At 48.8% G+C, this 23,905-nt stretch carries 24 protein-coding genes and 1 riboswitch; of the genes, 21 read left to right on the top strand and 3 right to left on the bottom strand.

Annotated features, from left to right (window positions below):
* The first annotated feature begins 125 nt into the window (after positions 1-125).
* The 14 genes from LQE92_RS10230 (at position 126) to LQE92_RS10165 (ending at position 12,981) form a co-directional block, all read left to right on the top strand.
* Positions 126-803 carry a response regulator transcription factor gene (locus tag LQE92_RS10230; RefSeq protein WP_231062867.1) on the top strand — a complete coding sequence of 226 codons (678 nt, stop codon included), beginning with the start codon at positions 126-128 and terminating at the stop codon, positions 801-803.
* A 1-nt stretch (position 804) separates the two neighbouring features.
* On the top strand, positions 805-1,806 hold the full coding sequence (locus LQE92_RS10225) for a sensor histidine kinase (protein ID WP_231062866.1): 1,002 nt from the start codon (positions 805-807) through the stop codon (positions 1,804-1,806).
* A 73-nt stretch (positions 1,807-1,879) separates the two neighbouring features.
* Entirely contained in the window at positions 1,880-2,512 is a 633-nt protein-coding gene (locus LQE92_RS10220) for a 3D domain-containing protein (protein WP_231062865.1), read from the top strand.
* Between the two features lie 95 nt (positions 2,513-2,607).
* Positions 2,608-2,958, top strand: coding sequence for an Hpt domain-containing protein (locus LQE92_RS10215; protein WP_231062864.1), 351 nt, complete (start codon positions 2,608-2,610; stop codon positions 2,956-2,958).
* Positions 2,959-3,007: 49 nt separating this feature from the next.
* Entirely contained in the window at positions 3,008-5,131 is a 2,124-nt protein-coding gene (locus LQE92_RS10210; RefSeq protein ID WP_231062863.1) for a bifunctional diguanylate cyclase/phosphohydrolase, read from the top strand.
* A 285-nt stretch (positions 5,132-5,416) separates the two neighbouring features.
* Positions 5,417-5,629 (top strand): hypothetical protein, encoded by a 213-nt coding sequence (locus LQE92_RS10205; protein WP_231062862.1) that lies wholly within the window; start codon positions 5,417-5,419, stop codon positions 5,627-5,629.
* 337 nt (positions 5,630-5,966) lie between these two features.
* Complete coding sequence (locus LQE92_RS10200) at positions 5,967-6,848, top strand: DegV family protein (protein ID WP_231062861.1); 882 nt, start codon at positions 5,967-5,969, stop codon at positions 6,846-6,848.
* Between the two features lie 47 nt (positions 6,849-6,895).
* A complete protein-coding gene (locus LQE92_RS10195) occupies positions 6,896-7,123 on the top strand; it encodes a hypothetical protein (RefSeq protein ID WP_147596811.1) in 228 nt (75 codons plus the stop codon).
* Between the two features lie 174 nt (positions 7,124-7,297).
* The gene (locus tag LQE92_RS10190; RefSeq protein WP_231062860.1) at positions 7,298-8,845 is read left to right on the top strand and encodes an NAD(P)/FAD-dependent oxidoreductase; all 1,548 of its coding nucleotides are present in this window, start codon (positions 7,298-7,300) and stop codon (positions 8,843-8,845) included.
* Positions 8,832-10,151: an NAD(P)/FAD-dependent oxidoreductase gene (locus LQE92_RS10185; RefSeq protein ID WP_231062859.1), complete on the top strand. Its 1,320-nt coding sequence runs from the start codon at positions 8,832-8,834 to the stop codon at positions 10,149-10,151. Before LQE92_RS10190 ends, LQE92_RS10185 begins: the two co-directional genes overlap by 14 nt.
* Positions 10,135-10,515: a DUF1667 domain-containing protein gene (locus tag LQE92_RS10180; protein ID WP_231062858.1), complete on the top strand. Its 381-nt coding sequence runs from the start codon at positions 10,135-10,137 to the stop codon at positions 10,513-10,515. The genes LQE92_RS10185 and LQE92_RS10180 overlap by 17 nt, the downstream gene beginning before the upstream one ends.
* A gap of 17 nt (positions 10,516-10,532) precedes the next feature.
* Positions 10,533-11,120 carry a glycerol-3-phosphate responsive antiterminator gene (locus tag LQE92_RS10175; RefSeq protein WP_231062857.1) on the top strand — a complete coding sequence of 196 codons (588 nt, stop codon included), beginning with the start codon at positions 10,533-10,535 and terminating at the stop codon, positions 11,118-11,120.
* A 3-nt stretch (positions 11,121-11,123) separates the two neighbouring features.
* Positions 11,124-12,626: a glycerol kinase GlpK gene (gene glpK / locus LQE92_RS10170; RefSeq protein WP_231062856.1), complete on the top strand. Its 1,503-nt coding sequence runs from the start codon at positions 11,124-11,126 to the stop codon at positions 12,624-12,626.
* 127 nt (positions 12,627-12,753) lie between these two features.
* The gene (locus LQE92_RS10165; protein WP_147596817.1) at positions 12,754-12,981 is read left to right on the top strand and encodes an HPr family phosphocarrier protein; all 228 of its coding nucleotides are present in this window, start codon (positions 12,754-12,756) and stop codon (positions 12,979-12,981) included.
* Positions 12,982-13,357: 376 nt separating this feature from the next.
* On the opposite strand, the gene LQE92_RS10160 is transcribed toward LQE92_RS10165, so the two are convergent.
* Complete coding sequence (locus tag LQE92_RS10160) at positions 13,358-13,900, bottom strand: helix-turn-helix domain-containing protein (protein WP_231062905.1); 543 nt, start codon at positions 13,898-13,900, stop codon at positions 13,358-13,360.
* 132 nt (positions 13,901-14,032) lie between these two features.
* Here LQE92_RS10160 and LQE92_RS10155 point away from each other — a divergent pair, with 132 nt between their 5' ends.
* The 4 genes from LQE92_RS10155 (at position 14,033) to LQE92_RS10140 (ending at position 19,500) form a co-directional block, all read left to right on the top strand.
* On the top strand, positions 14,033-14,521 hold the full coding sequence (locus LQE92_RS10155; RefSeq protein WP_231062855.1) for a GNAT family N-acetyltransferase: 489 nt from the start codon (positions 14,033-14,035) through the stop codon (positions 14,519-14,521).
* A 342-nt stretch (positions 14,522-14,863) separates the two neighbouring features.
* Positions 14,864-17,326, top strand: a complete 2,463-nt coding sequence (locus LQE92_RS10150; RefSeq protein WP_231062854.1) for an ATP-dependent DNA helicase — start codon at positions 14,864-14,866, stop codon at positions 17,324-17,326.
* A 107-nt stretch (positions 17,327-17,433) separates the two neighbouring features.
* Positions 17,434-17,673, top strand: a complete 240-nt coding sequence (locus tag LQE92_RS10145; protein WP_147596824.1) for a polya polymerase — start codon at positions 17,434-17,436, stop codon at positions 17,671-17,673.
* 221 nt (positions 17,674-17,894) lie between these two features.
* Positions 17,895-18,021, top strand: a riboswitch (glycine riboswitch).
* 105 nt (positions 18,022-18,126) lie between these two features.
* Positions 18,127-19,500: an alanine/glycine:cation symporter family protein gene (locus LQE92_RS10140; protein WP_231062853.1), complete on the top strand. Its 1,374-nt coding sequence runs from the start codon at positions 18,127-18,129 to the stop codon at positions 19,498-19,500.
* A gap of 69 nt (positions 19,501-19,569) precedes the next feature.
* Here the strand turns inward: LQE92_RS10140 and LQE92_RS10135 are convergent, their stop codons facing one another.
* Entirely contained in the window at positions 19,570-19,917 is a 348-nt protein-coding gene (locus LQE92_RS10135; RefSeq protein WP_231062852.1) for a hypothetical protein, read from the bottom strand.
* Between the two features lie 101 nt (positions 19,918-20,018).
* A complete protein-coding gene (locus LQE92_RS10130; protein ID WP_231062851.1) occupies positions 20,019-21,098 on the bottom strand; it encodes a serine/threonine protein kinase in 1,080 nt (359 codons plus the stop codon).
* 89 nt (positions 21,099-21,187) lie between these two features.
* Here LQE92_RS10130 and LQE92_RS10125 point away from each other — a divergent pair, with 89 nt between their 5' ends.
* From LQE92_RS10125 to tdh, 3 genes are all read left to right on the top strand, one after another.
* The gene (locus tag LQE92_RS10125) at positions 21,188-21,619 is read left to right on the top strand and encodes an XRE family transcriptional regulator (RefSeq protein WP_231062850.1); all 432 of its coding nucleotides are present in this window, start codon (positions 21,188-21,190) and stop codon (positions 21,617-21,619) included.
* Between the two features lie 163 nt (positions 21,620-21,782).
* On the top strand, positions 21,783-22,385 hold the full coding sequence (locus LQE92_RS10120) for a GNAT family N-acetyltransferase (RefSeq protein ID WP_231062849.1): 603 nt from the start codon (positions 21,783-21,785) through the stop codon (positions 22,383-22,385).
* A 472-nt stretch (positions 22,386-22,857) separates the two neighbouring features.
* Positions 22,858-23,889 (top strand): L-threonine 3-dehydrogenase, encoded by a 1,032-nt coding sequence (tdh, locus tag LQE92_RS10115; RefSeq protein ID WP_231062848.1) that lies wholly within the window; start codon positions 22,858-22,860, stop codon positions 23,887-23,889.
* The last annotated feature ends 16 nt before the right edge of the window (positions 23,890-23,905 follow it).

Here is a 23,905-nt window from a genome sequence, read left to right as displayed (position 1 = left end):
TGTACGCTGTCCTTTCCGGCATTGTATTTATATCATTCCAGTATAGCACAGGCGGTGAAAATGTGTATATCATTTTTCTTATGATTATATTATAATTGAGGAAATATGAGAGGAAGGGAAAGCAAATGAAAGTGTTGTTTGTAGAAGACGACCACAGCATTGCCATGGGGCTCGAATATTCGCTGAAACAGGAAAATTATGAAGTGCGTACCTGCCATCTCGCTTCAGAGGCATTGAAAGCTTTAGACGAGGAATGCTTCGATCTGTGTCTGCTGGATGTTTCACTGCCTGACGGAAACGGCTACGATATATGCAGAAAAGCAAAAAAGCGGGAAGAGACAGCGGTGATCTTTCTGACAGCATGCGATGATGAAGGAAACGTGGTCATGGGTCTGGATATGGGGGCGGACGACTATATTACCAAACCTTTCCGCATCCGGGAGCTTCTATCCAGAATGAAGTCTGTGCTCAGGAGATATCAGAAAGCGGATAATTCTGAAAAAATCTTCCTCATCGGAGATATTTCCATCTATCCTCTCCAGGCGAAGGTGTACAAAAGCGGTGAAGAGCTGTTTCTGACCACGATGGAATACCGGCTTTTGCTGGCGCTGGCCATGGCAGAGGGACAAGTTCTGACAAGAAACCAGCTTTTGGAGAGCCTGTGGGATATTGGCGGCGACTATGTCAGTGACAATACGCTGACGGTTTATATCAAACGGCTCAGAGAAAAACTGGGCGGAGAAGACGGAGAGACAGATTTGATAAAGACTGTGCGCGGGCTGGGATACCGTTTGGGGGAATGATATGTTTCGAAATCAGGAAGTGAAATATGGATTTTGGGTGCTGCTGACGGTGGGAATACTGTCGGGAAGCGCTATATTTGCGGAGTCGGGAGGGGGATTTCAGTATTTTTTTCTTTTCTTTCTGGCAGCAGTTATTATTTACTTGCTGGTAAACCATATCAGGTATCGTAAGATATCCAGCCTTTCTCTATACTTGAAGAAGGTGCTGAACGGCGATAAAAAGCTGGACATACCAGATAATGTAGAAGGAGAACTCAGCCTCCTTCGAAATGATATATACAAAATAGTGACGAGACTGGAAACGCAGGCGGAGCTGTTATCGGAGGACAAGGCCTATCTGGCCGGTTCTCTTTCGGACATTTCCCATCAGCTGAAAACTCCGATGACATCCATGATGGTCATGACGGATATTCTGAGGGATGAGAGTCTGCCGGCAGAAAAAAGGGAAGAATTCATAGATTCTATCCGTTCTCAGCTCAAACGGATGGAATGGCTGCTGAGCTCTCTTTTAAAGATGTCAAAGCTGGATGCAGGGGCTATACAGTTCAAGCAGGAGCCTGTTCAGGTATCGGAACTGGTGAGAAAAGCGGCGGAGCACCTGTTGATTCCGATGGAACTGAAAAACCAGACGCTTGTGGTGGAGATACCGGAGTCTCAGCATATCAGCTGCGACGTGCCCTGGACTTCGGAGGCCATTTCCAATATTTTGAAAAACTGTATGGAACACACGCCTGAGGATGGAAAGATCACCATATACAGTGAAGAGAGGGGAGTATATCTGCAGCTGGTGGTTGAGGACAGCGGGGAGGGGATCGCACCTGAAGACTTGCCTCATATTTTTGAACGGTTTTATAAAGGGAAGAACGCCGGAAGAGACAGCGTGGGAATCGGCCTGGCCATGGCCAAATATATATTGAATATCCAGAACGGCCAGGTGGAGGTGGAGAGCACGCCGGGCGCGGGCAGCCGGTTTTTCATACGTCTGTACCGAAAAGTGATATAGGTGCGGAATAAATAGGAAAAAAGAGGAAATACTATGACAAACCCATTAAGATTGAAAGGAAAGGAAGAATTTCATGAAAGCAGGTTTTGTCATAGGATTAGGTCTTTGCCTCATGGCGTCGCCCGTAAAAAGCTACGGACCGGCGCAGGTAGGAAATCATATGGCTGGCTTTAACAGCCAGTGGGTAAGAAATTATGAGCCGGCGAAGGAGGACGGTATTTCCAGGGTCGGAGAACCAGACTGGGAAGCCTCCGAGACGGTGGAAGCGGCGGAGGTCCAGACAGACGCGGGCCCTGCCAAGACGGAGCCTGTCATTCCGGCAGAAGCACCGGAGAGTACGGAAGCAGCGCAGGGAGAAGGAGATGAGGCCGGCCAGGAGCCCGATGAGGAGGCCGGGGGAGAATGGATCAGCCTGGGGGATGACTGGGTCATAACTTATTATTGTCCGCTGGAATGCTGCAATGATCAGTGGGCATGGCAGACCAGCACCCAGGCGCCCATGCAGCTCCATCACACCATTGCTGTGGACCCTTCTGTAATTCCATATTACAGCCACGTAAGAATCGGCGGACTGGACTATGAATATGTGGCCGAGGACTGCGGAGGCGGAATCAAAGGGAAGCGGATCGACGTGCTGGTCGCAAACTGCACCATAGCCAATGAAATGGGTGTGGACAGGAATGTAGAGGTCTGGGTACAGAAGTAAAGAGAAGACGTTGACAAAAAATATTAATGTATATACAATGTTAGAATAAACCTGAAAAGGAAAAGCACCGTAACAGCGTAAGAGAGGGAAAGAGAATGGATTTCTTAGAAGCAATGCAGAAAATCGTACCGGACGTGGACAGGACGCTTTGCAGGTTTTCCGGCAATCAGAAATTGTGGGAACGTTTTGTAAAGAAATTCGGAGATGATTCCAGCTATTCAGAATTGGGAAAAGCCGTTGAAGAAAACGACGAAGAGGGAATCGAACGTATGGCTCATACGCTGAAGGGAGTCGCGGCCAACATGGGCTTTGACCCGCTGAGCGGGGCATGTGCGAAACTGGTATACGCGGTCAGGAATAAGAAGACAGAAGAATATGCCGAGAACTGGACGATGATTCAGGAGCAGTATGGGAAAATCATGGACGTGATCAAAGATCTTTGGTAGGACAGAGGATATTTGAGACTACGGGGCCAGGAGTCTGAGGGAGAAATTGATGAAATCCAAGTCCAGCGGAATGATTCTGATCGTAGACGATTCAGAACTGAACAGAGCGATACTGAAAGAAATTTTTTATAATGAATATTCCATAGAAGAAGCGGAGAACGGCAGAGCAGCCATCGAGATCATTGAAAACTCCAAGACTCTGCCGGAAGCGCTTCTTCTGGATATTGTGATGCCTGAACTGGATGGGTTCGGGGTTTTGGAGCAATTGTCGGAAAAAGGGCTTATAAAGAGCATTCCGGTGTTTCTCATTACTTCGGACACATCCTCTGAAGTGGCTGTACAGGGATACGAGAGCGGCGTGGTCGACGTCATCAACAAGCCGATCGTGGATCCGGTTATCGTGCGGAAACGTGTGAATAATGCCATTGAGCTGTACCGGAGCCGGAACCATCTGGCGAGTCTGGTGGATGAACAGGTCAAGACCATTAAGAAACAGGCGGAGCGCCTCCGTTTCACCAATGTGACGATCATCGATATGCTCAGTTCTGTCATCGAGTTTCGGAGCGGTGAATCCGGACAGCATGTACGGAGGATCCGCCGTGCGACAAAGATCATGCTGGAATGGTTTGGCAGGAGCTATCCGGAGTATGAGCTGACTCCTGAAAAGATTGAAGTGATATCCAACGCTTCCGCCATGCATGACATCGGAAAGATTTCAATTCCAGATTACATATTGAACAAGCCCGGCCGGCTGACAGCCGATGAATTTGAGATCATGAAGAAGCACACCTTGTATGGCTGCGAGATTCTGCAGAGCATACCGTTTTTCCATGATGAAGAAATATTTGAATATTGTTATGAGATCTGCCGTCACCATCATGAGAGATGGGACGGGAGGGGCTATCCCGACAGGCTGAGGGGAGAAGATATCAGCATATGGGCACAGGTGGTCTCTATGGCTGACGTCTACGACGCCTTGGTCAGTGAACGTTGCTATAAAAAAGCCTATCCCCATAAGACGGCTGTGAAAATGGTTATGGGAGGGGAGTGCGGAGCATTTAACCCCAGGCTTCTCCAATGTTTTTCTGAAGTGGCGGAATATCTGCACGATACTCTTTATCTGAATGGAGGGGAAGAAAAGTTCCCTACGGAAGCGCAGAGCGACTGGCAGGCCGGCGCCAATAAAAAAACGCAGGAAAGAAATGTTTCTGAGGCGACGCTTGCCCTTCTGGAAAGAGAAAGGCAGAAATACCACTGGCTGTCGGAGATGGCTGATGAAATCTTGTTTACGTTCGATAAAAACGCGGATACCATAGAATTCACCGGAAAATTCACCGAGGTGTTCCGGGAGGGACCGCACGTATTGCATGCGGCCGACTACTTTGCTCATGATGAACGGATTGAAGCAAAGGACCTGGAAGAGATTAAGAGGGACATACAAAAGATAACGCCGGAATCTCCAGTTTATTCCACGGAGGTCAATCTTTTGAATGGAGACGGGACTAGGGAATGGTATGAGCTCTATCTGAGGGCGATTTGGGATGATGGAGAAGATGAAAAGCCCAGTGGTTATATCGGAAAGCTGAACAGTATCAATGTACTGAAGGAAGAGGCACTTCGCTGGAAGAGGCAGGCGCTGCATGATTACCTGACGGGGCTGTATAACAGGCAGGCCCTGGAGGGCATAGTGCAGGAGATGATCGAGGAGGGCGAGGAAGCCTTTATCATGCTGTTTGTGGATGTGGACGATTTTAAAAAGGTCAACAGTACCATGGGACATCTGGCAGGCGACGTGCTCTTGAAAAAGATTGCCAAAGAGATTCCAGCGCATCTGCGCTCCACTGATTTTGTTGCCCGGATAGGAGGCGATGAGTTCGCCATAATCATAAAGGGAAGCATGCCGGACCGGCTCCTGCAGCAGAAAGCAGAGGAAATCTGCTGGTTTTACCGCGGGAAGGAATTTTCCGAATATGAGATTTCCATATCCGGAAGCATGGGTGCTGCCCGATATCCGGAGGACGGAAGCAGCTATCAGGCGCTGATGTCCAGGGCGAACTGTGCTCTTTGTGAGGCGAAGAAAAGAGGCGCGGGGTCCTATGTGCTATATCGTGAAAATATGGAATCTCCAGTATGTGAGTCGGTGCTTTCAAGCGTAGATAAGATAGAAGAATAGCAGGAAAAAACAGCAGGACATACGGAAGTATGTCCTGTTTTTTGTACCAATAAATACCTTATATACAAATTTATCTTTGTAAACCAGAGGAGACAGGAGTAAGTCCGCTTCCATCCAGGCGGGTCGCTGGCAGCCGTAACCAGAATCTTTGCGGCCTCCTGTTCCTCTTCCCGCACCGAAATAAGCTTATGTTTGTTGTGAAAGCCATTGGGGCGGCCATGGAGGACCGCTGCCGTAAAGCGTGCGGGCCCTGTGGATATCCGATTCTTTTCTGGAATCAGGAAAATGGAGCATGTCTGTAACGGTGCGGCAGACAGGAAACCGGCAGAACGATTTCGGGCCGGCCTAAAGGTGAGCGCCGCAGGGCAGAGGCCGGTGTTCCTCAGGCGGAGGGAGGCAGAAACGGAAATACTGATTCCGTTTCTGAGCGAACAGGAGACGGGAAATCATAAAGATTTCCTGCCGACATGTGAGCGGTACTGCCGGAGCGGGGGATAAAGCGGCCCCTGCATCGCCAGCGAACCGAAATCGTGACGGTCCGGAACTTCTGCCGGTGCTGAACCGGAACTTGATCGGAGCTAACTATAAATGATTCCAAAAAGTATTTTGTATCATACCTTGCCGCACGAAGTGCGCCTGCCCGAAGGGCCTGTATTAAGGGGTGCCCTTGGGTATATCCATAGGAATCTGAATCTTCATGGAAAATGAATCCCACGAAGATATAAAATTTACCAACTGGAAAAAAAGAAAGAATAGTATACAAGCAGATGAATTAATGATACAATTACTATAATTATTGCCTGGATGGCGTTTTTACTATAGGAGGAAAAAAAGAATGGCGGATTATGTGATTGTGACTGACAGCACTGCAGACCTGCCCAGTGAAGTGTACAGCAGGATGGGTGTGGAGGTCGTGCCCATGGAATTCATTATGGGAGACACGGTCTATCAGCATTACGCCGATGCCAGGGAGATGGGATTCGAGGAGTTTTATACCCGGGTCAAGGCTGGTGAAAAGGTCAGCACTACACAGATAAATTATTACACATACGAGCAGGTATTTCTGCCGATTCTGGAAGCGGGAAAGGATATTATATATATTTGTTTTTCATCCGGTCTGAGCGGAACTTATCAAGGTTCCAGGCTTGCCGCAGAAGATCTGCTGGAGAAGTTTCCGGAAAGAAAAATTTCATGCATCGATTCTCTCTGTGCATCGATTGGAGAAGGGCTTTTGGTGTACAGGGCTGCGCTTCTTCAAAAGTCTGGGATGGGATTTGAGGAGCTGGAAAAATGGGTGTATGACAACCGGCTTCGCTCATGCCACTGGTTTGTGGTGGATGATTTGGAGCATTTGCGCCAGGGCGGAAGGATATCTGCCGCACAGGCTATCCTAGGGACTGCGCTGAATGTAAAGCCTATGCTCAGCGTGGATGATGATGGCCAGTTGGTTCCGGTCATAAAGCTGAGAGGAACCAGAAAAATCATGGACACCTTCTGCAGGAAAATTGAAACGGACGGGGATCACGTAGAGGAACAGACCGTGATCATCGGTCATGCCGGGGCTCCCGTGATGGCGGCACAGTTGGAGACGGTGCTGAAGGAACGCGGCCTCATAAAGGATGCGATCATTACGGATATCGGGCCGATCATCGGCGCGCATGTGGGAGCGGGTATGTTTGCTTTGGTATTTATGGGAAAGAGAAACCTGGGACGGTAACTGGACATTCCAGAGTGCCGAAGAGCAGATTGGGACAGGAGTGAATCATGAAATTTTATGAAGTGGTGTGGGAGATATTCAACCAGTGTTCCAACAATCAGATGCGGGATGTCCTGTTTGATGAGGTGGAGCTGGATGACCCCGAGGATTATGTTAAAAAGAAATTTAAAGGAAAAGAAGTATCCTATGAAAAGGAGATTCTGGAGGACGGGACTGTGATTTTTCATATTGACGCGTCCGGGATTAGAGAGCGGTGCACTTTTACGGAGATTTGAGGAGGAGTGTCTCCCCGCTGCTTGACATTTCAGACGGTTTCTTCTATACTGGGATTAAGTTAATATTTATCAGGAGATGAGAGCGATACAAAAATGCTTTTTTTGTATTGCTTTTTTTATTTTATTGAAAAGTCTTTTTGGCGGATGTCCGGTTTGTTCATGGGAGGAAAAATAATGTATGATGTTTTGATCATAGGAACGGGTATCGTGGGATGCTTTCTGGCACATGAATTATCCCATTATGAGCTGTCTTCAGCGGCGGTGGACAGGGAAAATGATGTTGCCTGCGGCGCCACCATGGCCAACAGTGCGATCATCCACGCGGGGAACGATCCGGAAGACGGAACTCTGAAAGCCAGGCTGAACCTGGAAGGTGCCAGACAGTATGAGGATATCTGTAATAACCTGCATGTGCCCTATGAAAAGGTCGGCTCTTTTACTGCGGCCGCAGGAGAAGAGGAAGAGAAGACGCTTTTTGAGCTCTACCGAAAAGCGAAAGAACGGGGGATATCTGCCAGTATATTGGACGGAGCAGAAGCGAGAAAAATGGAACCATTGCTGAGCAGCCATGTGACTAAAGTTCTGGCGCTTCCGGACACAGCGGTCGTCTGCCCTTGGGAGACAGCGGAAGCGCTGATGGAAGAGGCGGTCTTAAACGGGACAGAGCTGCTTTTAAATCATCAGGTGACCGGTATAGAAAGAATGGAAGAGAACGGAAGCCGGTTCCGGGTACATATGGAAATTCATAGAGGCGGGAAGGAGAATGGGAACATAGAAAAAGCAGTCGTCGAAGCAAAGGTGATTCTCAATGCCGCCGGAGTATTCTGTGATGATATCTATGGTCTGGTCTGTCCGGAACGCACCCTGAAGGGCGACAGCGAAATAAGGATGAAGATCGGTCCCAGAAGAGGAGAGTATTTTGTTCTGGACCGGCAGGAGAAGCCGGCAGTGTCCAGAGTTCTCTATCCTGTGCCGGGTAAGACTGGAAAAGGCGTTCTGGCAGTTCCCACCGTCCATGGAAACGTTCTGCTGGGGCCGGATTCCCGGGATACAAGCGACAAGGAGGGAATCGATAATACGGCGGAAGGCCTGGAATACGTGAAAGAGCAGATTGGAAAAGTTTTGGAGACGGTGCCTTGGCTGAAAATCATAAGGAGCTTTGCGGGACTGAGGGCCAAAGGGAATACCGGGGACTTTATCATAGAAGAGTCTCCGGAGGTGCCCGGCTTCATTAATGTGGCGGGAATCGAATCGCCGGGACTGTCGTCGGCTCCGGCCATTGCTTCCTATGTAAGAAAGGATATCCTTAAAGAAAGGATGTTCGGAGAAGGTTTTACATGGAGAAAAAAGGTGGAATACCAACGCAGAAAACCGCCTGTTATTATGGAACGATTATCCAGGGAAGAAAAAAACCGTATGATCGCAGCCAATCCCACATACGGCAAAATAGTCTGCCGCTGTGAACGGATTTCAGAAGGAGAGATCATAGATTCAATACGAAAGCCGGTGGGAGCCAGGAGTATAAAAGGGGTCAAGAAGCGGGTGAGGCCTGGAATGGGACGGTGTCAGGGCGGCTTTTGTGAGCCGGAAATTGTGCGGATACTGGCGCGGGAACTGGGAATCAGAGAAGAGGAAGTGGTATATGACCGGGAAGGAGTGAGACTTTTTGAGGCGATGGAAAAAAGTCTGACGGAAGGGAGGAGGACTGATGAAGCATTATGAGCTTGTAATAGCCGGCGGGGGCAGCGCAGGCATGGCGGCAGCTCTGTCAGCCAGAAGAGAGGGAGTATCCAGTATCCTCATCCTGGAGCAGGGAAAAGAGCTGGGGGGAGTTCTTCTCCAGTGCATCCATAACGGGTTCGGCCTGCATACGTTCGGAGAAGAACTGACGGGACCCGCATACGCAGAGCGGTATATTCGGATGGTTAAGAAAGAACAGATAGAAACCAAGACAGAGACTACAGTCCTTCATATAGGAAAGGACAGAAGCGTAACTTATGTGAATTCGCAGGAGGGATATATGACAGTGCAGGCCGGAGCGGTCATTCTGGCGATGGGATGCAGGGAGCGGCCCAGAGGGGCACTTTCTATTCCAGGATACCGGCCGGCCGGAGTTTGGACGGCCGGGGCCGCACAGAGATATTTAAACCTGGAGGGCTGTCTGGTGGGCCGCAGAGTATGGATTCTCGGAAGCGGGGATATTGGCATGATCATGGCGAGGAGGATGACGCTGGAGGGGGCGGAGGTCTTGGGAGTGGCAGAGGTAATGCCTTATTCCAACGGTCTGCCGAGGAACCGGAGACAGTGTTTGGAGGATTTTGGAATTCCCCTTTATCTAAGCCATACTGTCACCAGAATAATAGGGAAAGAACGGGTGGAGGCTGTGGTGATCTCCAGGGTAGATGAGAACAGAAGGCCCATTCCCGGCACAGAACAGGAATTTGCCGTAGATACGCTGCTGCTGTCTGTAGGGCTGATTCCGGAAAATGCACTTTCAGAGGAGGCGGGCATCCCACTTGACGGAAGGACGAAGGGACCGTCTGTAAATTCCGCGTACGAATCCGAGATTGCGGGCATTTTTGCCTGCGGCAATGTGCTTCATGTCCACGATCTGGTGGATCAAGTAAGCCGGGAAGGGGAACAGGCAGGGAAGGCCGCCGCGGCTTATCTGTCCGGGCCGCAGGCGGGAGAGGCGGGGAAAACCATGGAAATATCGGCAGAAGCAGGAGAAGGACTGTCTTATGTGCTGCCTCAGCGTATCCGCCCGGGGGACGCAGAGCGCGACGGAGGCATAGAGTTCAAATTTCGGGTCAGAAGAAGCTTCAGACAGGCAGCCCTCGAAGTGAGAGCAGGAGAAGCCCTGATCAAATCCGTCCGAAAAAAATACATGGAACCATCGGTCATGGAAACTGTGCAGGTGAAGTGGGAAGAATTGTCCCATATGGGATTGTTCCGCAGGGAAGACGGAATACCTGTACTTAGATTCATTTTGAGGGAGGAGGCAGGGAGAGATGAAGGTGATGCTTGACTGTATTGTCTGCCCGGCCAGCTGTCATATTCAGGTGGAGCTTTATGAAGACGGAAAAATAAAGAAAATTACAGGGAACACATGCCGCCGCGGCATGGATTATGCGATAAGCGAGATTACGGCACCTGTGCGTATGGTTACCAGCACAGTGGCTGTGGAGGGAGGAAATACGAAGCGGCTTCCGGTGGTCACTTCTTCTCCGGTGCCGAAGGAGAAAATATTTGCGGTCATGGAGCAAATTCACAAGATTATGGTTTGCGCTCCGGTATCGGTTGATGATATAATCATTTCAGATGTGTGCGGCCTGGGAGTGGATGTTGTCGCCAGCAGAAGCATACGGGAGCGGAAGGAAGAAGAGGCCTGAGAGAACGGGGACGATGCATGAAGAAAAATGAGGACTGGAACGGGCAGGTGGTGCTGGCCATTTCCACCATGAAGGAGTTTGAAGGCTTTCTGGACAGCAGGTTCACCTGGGGAGTTTTGATGGAATTTCATGTCGCCCTTTTGTCCGGCATGGTGAAAGCGGCCCACAGGCAGGGAAAGAAGATCATGTTTCATCTGGACCTTCTGCGGGGAATCTCCACGGATGAATACGGATGTGAGTACGCCTGTCAGAAGCTGGGGGCTGACGGAATCATTTCCACGCGCCCAAAAGTGCTGGAGACGGCCAAGAAAAATAAATGTCTGGCGATCCTTCGGCTGTTTTTAATTGACACCAGGTCTCTGGAGCGGGGAATCGGGCTCTGTAATACTTTGGAGCCGGATTACGTGGAAGTGCTTCCGGGCATTGCCTGTGGGATTCTTGATTATATCCGGGAACGGACCAAGGTGCCGCTCATGTGCGGGGGACTCATACGGAGACCGGAGGAGATAGAAGCCTGCTTTCAGAACGGAGCCTGTGCCGTTACCATTTCCAACAGGAAAGCGGCAGAAGAATTCTCAGAGAATAAAGATACATGGGAGGAGTAATTTATGGAGCGGTATATTATGGCGATCGACCAGGGGACGACCAGCAGCAGAGCCATACTTTTTGACAGGCATACCAGGATTGTAGCAAATGTCCAGAAGGAATTCACACAGTTCTTTCCAAAAGCCGGCTGGGTGGAGCATGACGCTACGGAAATATGGCTGAGTGTGCAGGCTGTAATGACGGAGGCACTGATGTCGTCGGGCATCGGACCGGAACAGGTGGAGGCCATTGGAATTACGAATCAGAGAGAGACAGCGGTCGTTTGGGATAAATACACAGGGATTCCCATTTACCACGCCGTTGTATGGCAGTCCCGCCAGACAGTGGACATATGCGATGAACTCCGGCAGCGGGGGATGGAAGAAATCATACGAAATAAAACAGGGCTTTTGATCGATCCATATTTTTCCGGTACCAAGATCAAATGGATCCTGGACCATGTGGAAGGAGCGAGAGAACGGGCAGAGAGAGGAGAACTGCTCTTTGGCACCATCGATACGTGGCTGGTATGGAATCTGTCGGGCGGGGCGGCCCATATCACCGACTATTCCAATGCTTCCAGGACTCTGCTCTATAACATCCACGAACTAAAATGGGACAGGGAACTGCTGGCTATGATGGACGTGCCGGAGGCCATGCTGCCTCAGGTGAGGCCGTCCTCCCATGTATATACTAAGACGGCGCCAACTCACTTTTTCAACTGTGAGGTGCCGATCGCCGGCATTGCCGGGGATCAGCAGGCAGCTCTTTTCGGCCATGCATGTTTCCAGCCGGGAATGGCGAAAAACACTTATGGCACGGGCTGTTTTATGTTGATGAATACAGGGGAAAAGCCCATTCGGTCAGAGCATGGGATGCTGACTACCATTGCCTGGGGCGTGGGAGGACGGGTGGAGTATGCGCTGGAAGGAAGTATCTTTGTGGCAGGCAGCGCCATTCAATGGCTCAGGGACGGACTGGAGATGATACATACGGCTCCGGAGAGCGAGGAGGTGGCGAAGGGAGCCGAGGACGCGGGAGGGCTTTACGTAGTGCCCGCATTTGTAGGACTGGGAGCTCCCTACTGGGATGACAAAGCGAGGGGTGCGATTTTCGGGATAACGAGGGGCACGACAAAGGCGCATTTCGTCCGCGCGACACTGGAATCCCTGGCTTATCAGACAAAGGACATTATAGATGCCATGTCCAGAGACAGCGGAATCCGGCTGACAGAGTTGAAAGTGGACGGTGGGGCTGTGGCGAACAATCTGCTGATGCAGTTCCAAAGTGATCTCCTGGATGTGCCGGTGGAGCGTCCGGCCGTGAATGAGGTGACGGCGCTCGGAGCGGCCTGTCTGGCCGGCTTAGCTGTTGGATTTTGGAACAGCAAGGACGAGGTCATCCAGAATTATCAGGTCGATCAGATATTCCGCCCCGGCATTACAGAAGAGAAGAGACGGCGTCTGTATGCGGGTTGGGAAGCCGCGGTAAAGGCCACCTGTACCTTCCACCCGGAGCAGGACTGAGTAAAAAACCGCTTGACAACCGCATAAAGTAATGATATAACACTATTCAACATCAGTGTGATAACAAAATGACAAGTGTTATTGCCCATATTGTTAGTGTTTTATATTTGCGGAAAGGATGTTAGTGATGAACAAGAGGCAGATAAAGATATCAAAAGTTGAGGACGCGAAGGCCTTGGTGTCTACCGCGGGTAAATGCAATTTTGACATCGACGTATACTATAACCGGATGGTTGTAGATGCAAAATCCATTTTGGGCGTGATGAGCCTGGATTTTGGTCAGCCCTTGACTGTAGAGTACAGCGGAAAGGATGCGAAATGGGAGCATCTGCTGGACCGTTTTGCCCTGTGCTGACGGTTTGTTTCGAAAGATATGACGTAGATATGAACGAAGATGACGAAGAACGAAAAAGCAGGACGAGGAGAACCGCTGCCGGGCAGAACCGGCGGCGGTTTTTTATTCGCTGCCTTTGAATATCATTTAAACAAATTCATCTTTACAGCCAGAGAAGACAGGAGGAAATCCGCTCCCCTTCCGATGGAATCGGAACGTTCCTCTTGCTCCTCTTCCCGCTCCGAAATAAGCTCCAGTTTGTTGTGAAAGCCATTGGGGCGGCCACTGCATCGCCAGCGAACCGAAATCGTGACGGCCCGGAACTTCTGCTGATTTCTCGACTAGAACTAATAGAATGATTCCAAAAAGTATTTAGTATCGTTATTCTAAAAATTCATCATGGATTATATAAAATCATATGTAATGAAATCTTTTCACTTCCAACATTTCGATAAGAATGTATGGTATCTCCTTTAAACCGAATGCTGTCATCCTTAGTTACAATGAAGGTTTTATCGTCGGATTGTATTTCGAGTTTGCCGCAGAAAACAGTAATAAACTCAATGGTTCCCCGCAGATGTGGTTCGGATTTCCAATAACTTCCGGGAGCCAGCTCCAAATAATATACGGCAAATCTGCGGTTTTCGTCATCAGGGAAAAGAGAATAATTTTTAACTTTTCCTTCATCTTCCAGCAATGGCTGTATTTCGGACAGTTTTACAATTTCATAAGGAGATTTTTGGCGTACCGTCAAAGCATCAAAGGGAACTTTCATGCCGTTAGAAATCTTCCATAATGTGGAAACTGTAGGATTACCATCCCCCCGTTCAATCTGTGCCAACATACTCTTACTGACACCGCTTAGTTTTGAAAGTTCATCTATACTTAATTTGTTCTTTTCTCGTAACGACTTTATATTGTGGGCCACGATCTGATTCATTGTATGCAAGTTTTTGTCCTCCTGCCTATTGACAATATATTGAACAAGTTGTATCATTATATCGTTGACAATATAATGTCCTTTTTATTCTATTATATTGTTCAAAGCCTTAGCTGTAAAGGGGTAAATCAAATGAAACAAATAAATTTGCACAATAGGGAGTGGGACAAAATGAAAATCATATCTTATCAGGAAAATTATAAGAAAGATTTTGTAAGGCTGAATTTGCTGTGGATAAAAAAGTATTTTAAAGTAGAGCCTCAAGATGTTGAGATGCTGAACGATGTAGAAGATTTCCTTGCAAAAGGTGCGGCAGTATATTTTGCCGTGGAGCAGGATAGAGCAATCGCAGCTTGTATGGTAGTACCAAGAGAGGGGCGAATATGGGAAATATGTAAACTTGCCACGGATGAACACCATATGGGAAAAGGAGCTGGTTCTGCGGTATTAAAGGCATGTATAGACTATGCGAAAGAGCATGGCGCTGAAAAGCTGATGATTGTTTCAAATACCGTTTTATCCGCAGCCATGCATTTATATGCTAAGGCTGGCTTTAAAGAAGTACCTATTGACAATATGGAGTATGAACGTGTGAATATACAACTTGAATTGAACGTTTGATTTATGCTGTAAATGCCTGTATTAATTCTGGAATGCTTTTGGGAAAGGTATACCGCGGCAGACTTCTGCTGTGTCTGCCGTACTCGATGGCCTCGCTTGGGTATCGGTGATATAAAACTTTTTTGTGTGAATAAATATCTGGTAGAAAGCAGTATTTATAGTGCCGCTGCATTTTTATCCTGAAAGGACACGGCAGGTTGTGAAAACGCCTTGCCGCTGACTGCCGGAAATAATTTCAAAAAGTATTTTGGACCGTAGTAATTGACGCAGTACCATGCTATAATAGCTTATTGAGAACAAATGTTTGCAGGGGTAAAGATCGGTCCGGAGGGAGGCAGCGTCATGGCCAGGCTGGAGGAAAATAAAATACGGATTTCTGTCAGAAACCTGGTGGAGTTTCTGCTGAGAGACGGCGATATCGACAACCGGCGGAAGGGAAAGAAGGACCTGGATGCCATGGCGGCGGGCGCGAAGATTCACAGAAAGATCCAGAGCAGGATGGGAATCGGATACAAGGCGGAGGCAGCACTTAAGGCGGATTTTGAGATGGAAGATATCGTCATCAGCCTGGAAGGACGCGCCGACGGCATTTTTGAAAAGGATGGGATCCTGAATGTAGATGAGATAAAAGGGGTCTATTGGGATATTGAAAAACTGGAGGAGCCTGTGCCTGTCCATCGGGCCCAGGCGCTCTGTTATGCCTATATGGCTTTGCTCTCCCGGGAGAAAGAGGCAGAAGGATCGGAAGGAGAAGGGAAGGCAGGGAAGGAAGAGCCGCGCGCCGGGGTACAGCTGACTTACTGTCATCTGGAGACGGAGGAGATACGAAGATTCCGGGAGGTTCTGGATTTTTCGGAGATAGAGAGATATGTGCATCATCTTCTGGAGGAATATGCCAACTGGGGAAGGTATCAGTATCATCACCGTCAAATGAGGAACGTATCAATCCGCGGGCTGGATTTTCCGTTTCCTTACAGACAGGGACAAAGAGAGCTGGCTGTTTCCACATACCGGGCCATCCAGAGAGGAAAGCCTCTGTTCATCCAGGCGCCAACGGGTATTGGAAAGACCATGTCCGTTCTGTTTCCTGCAGTCAAGGCTGCGGGAGAGGGGCTGGGGGACAAGGTTTTTTACCTGACGGCAAAGACGATCACCAGAACAGTTGCGGAGGAGGCGATGGAGATTCTGCGGGAAAACGGCCTTCGTGCGTCCTCCATTACTCTTACAGCAAAAGAAAAGCTCTGTCCCCTGGTGTCTGAAGGGGGAAAGGCAGAGTGCAATCCTGAGGCCTGTCCATATGCAAAGGGACATTATGACCGGGTGAATGAAGCTGTTTTCGACTATATTCATCAAAAGGAGACGGCCGGGAGAGAAGACATCCTCGCTTGGTCCGAACGGTATCAGGTGTGCCCGCACGAGTTTTCTCTGGATTTGAGCGTCTGGCTGGATGTGATCATATGCGATTATAATTATGTATTTGACCCAAACGTTCAGCTGAAGCGGTATTTTGGTGAAGGGATGGGAGGAGATTATCTTTTTCTGGTGGATGAAGCGCACAACCTGGTGGAACGGGCCAGGGAAATGTACAGCGCTTCTTTGTATAAGGAATCGTTTCTGGCCGTCAGAAATCTGGTGAAGCCTCACAGCCGGCGCCTGGAGAGAAAGCTCTCTAGATGCAATAAGCTGCTCCTGGAAATGAAGCGGGAGAGCGATGAGCCCATGGTGCGGGATTCCATTGACCAGTTTGTGCTGGCACTCACCGGCGCGTTCAGCGAGATGGAAAAGTTTCAGGAAGAGTTCCGCGTGATGGACGGAAATGAGGAGTTTGGGAACCTTTATCTGGCGGTCCGCCATTTTCTCAATATGTATGACAGGCTGGATGATTCCTACTGTGTCTATACAGAGCATGTGAGCCGGGAATCCTTTCTTCTTAAGCTTCTCTGTGTGAACCCGGCGGAGAATCTTTCGCTTTGTTTGGAGAAGGGAAACAGCACGGTCTTTTTTTCAGCGACACTTCTGCCGGTCCAGTATTATAAAGAGCTGCTCTGTGGGAGCACGGAGGAATATGCGGTCTATGCGCCGTCGCCATTTGACGCTTCCAAGCGCCTTCTCGCTATTGGGAAGGATGTGAGCAGCCGGTATAAAAGGAGAAACAGCCGGGAATACTTAAAAGTGCTGGATTATGTATTGACTGCAGTGAGGCAGAAGAAAGGGAATTACCTGGTGTATTTCCCTTCCTATGCTTACATGCACGGCGTATATCAGGCGGCACAGGATAATGGGCTTGCAGGGGAGCTTTCAGGAATGGAAGCAGGACCGGTACAGACAGACGGTCCGGATATTATCCTTCAGGCCAGCCATATGACAGAACAGGACAGGGAATCGTTTCTGGCGGAATTCAGCCGGGACAGAGAACACTCTTTAGCGGCATTTTGTGTCATGGGCGGCGTCTTTTCGGAGGGTATTGACCTGAAGGGAGAAAAGCTGATCGGAGTGATCATCGTGGGAACCGGATTGGCGCAGATTTGTACGGAGAGGGAAATCCTGAAAAGCTGGTATGAAAAGCGGGGCAAGGACGGCTTTGCCTACGCTTATCGATATCCGGGAATGAACAAAGTTCTGCAGGCAGCCGGGCGGGTGATCCGTACGGATACGGACGAAGGCATCATTTTACTGCTGGATGACAGGTTTCTTTATAGTGAATATCAACGATTGTTCCCGAGGGAATGGTCGGACTACCATGTAATAAATTACGAAAGTTTACCGGGTATTTTATGTTCATTCTGGGAGAATGGTAGAAAATGACAGAACTTATTTACAAATAATGGCCGATGTGCTATGATGGGGCCAAAATAGAGAAACAGATAGAAATTCTATCGGCGGCTCTTATAAAAAAGAAAGGAGATATTAGAATGAAGATCAAAAATGTCAAAGACGTTGAGAAATTTTTCAAGGTGATCGACGAGTGCAAAGGCAAAGTGGAACTGGTGACAGACGAAGGCGACCGGCTTAATCTGAAATCAAAGCTTACGCAGTACGTAGCTCTTTCCAGTGTGTTTGCAGATGCGACAATCGGTGAAATGGAGCTTATCGCCCATGAGCCTGAAGATGTACAGAGACTGGTGATGTTTATGTACGATGGCGAGGTCTAAAGAGTAATATATCAAATCTTTAAATTCTTTTCATGACATCATTGCTGTTCTGATAAAATGATTCCAAACGATTACTTGTTATGATGAAAAAATCCGCGGCGTATGCCGTCAGCGGAGGAAAGGCGCTCAGATCGCTTGGGCGTCTTTTTAGCGTTTTGACAGGACAGTATTTTATGCTTGCATTTTCCATGTGTTTATGCTATTTTTATAAAGTCGACTTTATGCGACACTCTGGAGAGTCTTTCCGCCGGCTGAAAGCATGTGCAGGAAAGCGCCGAAGGTGTACAACAGCCAGGACCGTTCCGGCGGGGCTGTCTATCTCTCAGGCAAACGGACAGGGCATATTTCATATGTTATGAGAAAAGGCAATGTTCTACTCTTTGGAGGGCTGATAAGATATCGGCTCTTCTTTTATTATATAGAAAAGTAAGACAGAATAAGTGAGGGGAAAATATGTTACCGATTGTTGATAAGGCCAATGATTTCTTGTGGAATGTGCTGCTGATTCTGATTCTGTGCGGTACCGGCGTTTTTTTTACCATCCGGCTTAAGTTTATTCAGATAAGAAAGTTCGGGGAGGGCTGCCGGTTGGTTTTCGGCCACTTCAGTTTCAAAGGAAAAAAAGGTAAGAAGGGGGAAATGACTCCGTTCCAGTCGCTGGCTACGGCGATTGCAGCTCAGGTGGGCACCGGGAACCTGGCCGGCGCGGCCACGGCTTTGATCGGCGGCGGTCCGGGCGCGATCTTCTGGATGTGGCTATCGGCGTTTTTCGGCATGGCTACTATTTACGCGGAGGCATCGCTGGCGCAGGAATACAAGACCACAGTGGACGGAGAGGTGACCGGAGGTCCCATCTATTACATAAAAGTAGCGTTTAAAGGAAAGCTGGGAAAATTTCTGGCCGCTCTGTTTGCTGTGTTCATCATTCTCGCTCTGGGCTTTATGGGAAATATGGTCCAGTCCAACTCCATAGGCGCGGCTTTTTCCGAAGTGTTTGCCGCGAGGAACATCAATATTCCTCCCATTGCCATAGGCGTGGCACTGGCAGGACTGGCCGCTTTTATTTTTATCGGGGGAACCTCCAGACTGGCGGCAGTGGTGGAGAAGATCGTTCCGTTCATGGCGGGCATTTATATCCTGGGAAGCCTTGCGCTGATTCTCATGAATGTCAGTCAGGTGCCGGCAGCGTTTAAAATGATCTTTACGGGAGCCTTCAGCCCCCAGGCGGTTTTGGGGGCGGGCGCCGGAATTACGGTGAGAGAAGCGGTCCGTTTTGGCGTGGCGAGAGGTCTCTTTTCCAATGAAGCAGGTATGGGGTCCACTCCTCATGCCCATGCCCGCGCGACAGCCAAGAATCCCCATGAGCAAGGTTTGACTGCGATGATCAGCGTATTTATTGATACGTTTGTAATCTTGAATCTGACGGTGCTGTCTATTCTCACTTCAGGCGTTCTGGGAAGTGGAAAGGAAGGGACTGCGCTGACACAGGCGGCGTTCTCTGCCGGATTCGGAAGCCTCGGTGATATTTTCGTGGCTGTCTGTCTCTTGTTTTTTGCATTTTCTACGATACTGGGCTGGCATTTTTTTGGAGAGATCAATGCCAAATATCTGTTTGGAAAAAAAGCGGCTAAGGTGTATTCCCTTCTGGTTGTAATCTTCATTATCGTTGGATCAACTCTGAAGGTGAAATTAGTCTGGTCTCTGGCCGATTTCTTTAATGGCCTCATGGTGATTCCTAATGCATTGGCGCTGCTGGCACTCAGCGGCGTCGTGGTGAAGATTTGCAAGACTTTTTCAGGGAAAAGAAGAATGAACAGAAGAGAATAGAAGAAATGAAATAGAAATGCCGGTTCTCATGGGGAGAACCGGCATTTCTGCTGACTTTGGAAAAGAATATCAGCTTTTTTTCTTTATGAGATTTCCGATGATGAATACTGCGGCGAACAAAAAACAGACGACAGACCAAAGGATCAGATCGCCATAAGAGCCGGCATTTGTAAGCCCCAGGATTCCGCCCAGCGCATAGAATGCGCCGGCTGCGAAAGGACCTTTGCCGCCGTTTCTTGTGACAATGCCGACGATGCCTGCTATCAGTAAGATAACAGCTACCATAAGTCCGGCGGTCCCGCTGACTTCTTCATTTGCCTGCAGCGCGTTTCCGATTCCCACCGCGCAGGACTGAAAGAGTACGATGACGGCCAGGACGATGGAAAGAATGCCGATAACGAGCCTGGATGTTTTCATGAAATTTCCTCCCTTGTAATTAAAGTTCTGACCTTATTTTACCGTAAGCAGGGAGACTTTTGGTATGCGCCGAGCATACAGGCTGCCGAATGTGAATCTCACTAGAAAAGATAAAGGATGATGGAGGAAACCAGGACTTCTGCCAGGAGCACAAGAAATCCATACAGGATATAACCGACGGCCCGAAGATACCATCGCGGACTTCCGCACGGAGGAAAATACGCAGCGATTCCTCTGTAGTTTCCAATCAGGAATACCAGGAAAAACAGAGAAATACCCGTGCAGATCCGGTCGGTGATGAGCGGAAGACCGCTGGAGGGAATCCCATCTTTTGTATAAACGATGGTACAGCAGATATACAGGAGGAACAAATAGCCGCATGCAGACAGGAGCATTTTCCATACAATGCCAGAGCGGAAACCTGGAGGGGCCCAGGAGCGGCCGGGTATTCTTTCGGCAGTCTCTTCCTGCAGGCGAGCGGCAGGAGAGACGAAGTTAAGTGCACGGAGCAGGGAAGAGGCAGATGGATAGCGGTTATCTGGGTCAATGCTCATACACTTTTCAATGATACGGGACAGGCGGGGAGAAGAGGGACGATTACCCATCATCTCTTTCATCAGCACCCCCAAGGCATATAGGTCTGTCCTTCCGTCGCTCTGGGAGAACCCGAATTGTTCGGGAGCGGCATAGGAGACGGTTCCCATGATCCGGGTATCTTTATCCTTGTCCGAACGGAATTCGCGGGAGATATTAAAGTCGATCAGGTAGAGCGCGTGGTCTGGAGTGATCATAATGTTGGACGGTTTGACATCCCGATGGATGATGGGCGGCTGACTGCCATGGAGCCTGTCCAGAATCCGGCAGAGAGACATAGCTGTACGGATGATTTCTCCCTCCGTGAAAGCATGATATTTAAGGATATCTGCCAGATTTTCTCCGTGGATATATTCTTCGACCAGCACCAGCTTCTCTTTTTCCCGGCATATTTCATAGATGACGGGCACTCCCGGAACCGGATGCTCCTTAAGTCTGTAATAGACTTCGGGATTGTATTCGGACAGCACTTTCCTTACGTAAAAATGCCCGTCGGTCTGGTTCTGGACCAGATATATATTCGGGTTCCCGGAAAGCGGGACCAGTTCTTTATACATGGATAAAATACATTCAGACTTGATGTCCATCCGTGTCCTCCGTGTTTTTCACTTGCTCTTTTAGACAAATTATACTATATTATTGTAAAATAAGAAATTCTTTTCTGGCAGGAGGCGGCATGGACAGGAAAACAACGGATGAATTGCTGAAAATACTGGGAGATGTAACAAGTGAGCGTGCTTTGGAAAAATATGTAGAGGATCATACCAAAAAACCGGAAGGTTCTTTGTCTGGTTATTTGGAAAAAACGCTCGCGGAGAAGGGACTGGAAAAAAGCAGCGTGATTCAGGCGTCAGGACTGCAGCGGAATTATGGGTATCAGATTTTTTCCGGAACGAGGGGAGCGGGCCGCGATAAACTGCTCGCACTTTGCATCGCGATGAAGATGACGGCGAAGGAAGTGCAGAAGGCCCTGCAGCTGGCCGGGCTGAATGGGCTGTATGCAAGGGTGCGGCGGGACGCGGTCCTGATATTTGCCGTCAATAAAGGTCTGTCGGTTCTGGACACCAATGAGCTTTTGGATGAAATGGGCGAGAGCATATTGGAGTAGACAGGCGTTCAGCCATTTATACGTGGAAAGGGAATTTCCCATGGAATCCTAGAGAAGATTGATGAACTGCATCATCTCTTTGGAGAGCACATGGTCATATTTCTTGGGCTGACGCTGAACTGGAAAAAGGGTGTTCATTGAATGAGAAAGTGAGATAGAAAATATGGGAGATCAAGGTGTGGAGATTCGAATCGCGAAAATAGAGGATGCGGAAAAACTATTAAAAATATATGCCCCCTATGTGGAACGTACCGCCATAACTTTTGAATATGATATTCCGACTGTGGAAGAATTTGCGGAGAGGATCCGACATGTTTTAAAAAAGTATCCATATCTGGTGGCGGAGCAGAATGGGGAACCTCTGGGATACGCGTATGTGGAATGTTTCAAAGATCGGACGGCGTATGACTGGGCGGTGGAAACCTCAATCTATGTGGACCAGGAGAAAAAACACAAAGGGACCGGAGGCAAACTGCACCATGCGCTTGAACAGATTCTGAAGGAGCAGGGGATTCTGAACATGAACGCCTGTATTGCTTATCCGCAGGAAGAGGATGAGTATCTGACCAGGAACAGTGTCGAGTTCCACGAGCATCTGGGATATCGTCTGGCAGGGGAGTTTCGGCAGTGCGGGTATAAATTTGACCGGTGGTATAACATGGTCTGGATGGAGAAGCACATCGGAGAGCATCACCAGGGACAGGCCGCACCTAAAACCTTCGGGGAGGTCAAAGAGGCCATAAAAGAAAAATATCAGATTGTATAATACGAAATACTTTTTGGAATCGTTCTGCCGGTTTTTTACCCGCCGCACCGCTATGATATTCGCCATTTTCCTGATTTCAGAAAAGGATTGGATATCCCGGCGGCTGCCTCGATTTCGGTTCGCCGGTTATAATGGATATGAAAACTATGCTTTCCTAAAGGAAGGTACGGAGAAGCCTGAAAGCAGGCTTCTTTTTTATATATAAGGATACTGCATCCTGTGATGTAAAAACGTCCCAAGTGAATTGCGCTGTGTTTAAATATGTTTCAATACAAAACAAAATGAGATAAAAATTCATATAATGGTTTAAAAATAAATATGGAAAATATTGGAAGTTATAAAAATGTTCTAAAATAGAACAAAAATCGCGTTTTATACCATTGCCAGGGAATTCCATAAAATGTATAATTTGAATCAGAAATACACGAAAAATTATGCGGATCACATAAAGCGATCGGATGGGAGGGTGAAAATGCGGGCATTATTGAAGACAGAAGAGAAACCGGGAGCGTACTGTTGTGAAAATATACCAGTGCCGGAAATTGCGGAAAATGAAGTGCTGGTGAAGGTACATGCTGCGGCAATCTGCGGTACGGACATGCATATTTATGACTGGACGGCTTATGCGCAGGAAAGGCTGAAGCTGCCGATGGTATTCGGCCATGAATTTGCCGGGGAGATCGTCAGTCTTGGCAGCCAGGTGAGCGGATATGCCATTGGCGACAGGGTGGCCGGTGAAACGCATATTCCCTGCGGACACTGTGTCCAGTGCAGAACGGGGAATCAGCACATCTGTGAGAATATGAAGATCATCGGCGTTCAGGCTCCGGGGGCTTTTGCAGAATATATCCCTGTACATAAAGACTGCCTGTGGCGGCTGGACGATTCTATGGATTACGAGACGGGAGCGCTTCTGGAACCAATGGGAGTGGGAGTCCACGGCGTTTTGTCCGGGGAGATCGGCGGAAAGACAGCCCTTATCCTGGGATGCGGACCCATCGGCCTTTGTGCTGTGGGCGCAGCTAAAGCGTCAGGAGCCAGCCTGGTCATCGCCGCCGATGTCATTGACAGAAAGATGGAAGAAGCGAAAAAACTGGGAGCAGATCATACCATCAATACAAGGGAGCAGGATTTAAAGGCGTCAGTCATGAAACTGACCGGAGGCCGCGGTGTGGATGTGGTGGTGGACTACACTGGAAACGAGCGGGCGATCCAGGGTGGTTTTGAGGCGCTGAGAAAAGGCGGACGTTTCACCTTTGTAGGGCTTGCAAACGGTCCTGTCAGCCTGGATATCAACGATGCTGTCATTTATAAGGAAGCGAAGGTGAACGGTGTCACGGGCAGGCTGATGTATCAAACATGGTATGACTGTGAGGCGCTGATAAAGAGCGGCCGGTTTGATGTAAAGAAGATCATAGGCGGTGTTTTTGACCTGAAGGATTACGAGGAGGCGTTTGCGGCATTGAAGGGCGGAGCCCCGGGGAAAATGCTGTTGATTCCGTGAAAGCAGAGGTGCGTCT

It is taken from the genome of Lientehia hominis (assembly GCF_021044755.1).
Taxonomy (GTDB): Bacteria; Bacillota; Clostridia; order Lachnospirales; family Lachnospiraceae; genus Lientehia; species Lientehia hominis.
Note: the sequence above shows the minus strand (reverse complement) of the source record. Positions and strands in the feature narration are given on the sequence as shown.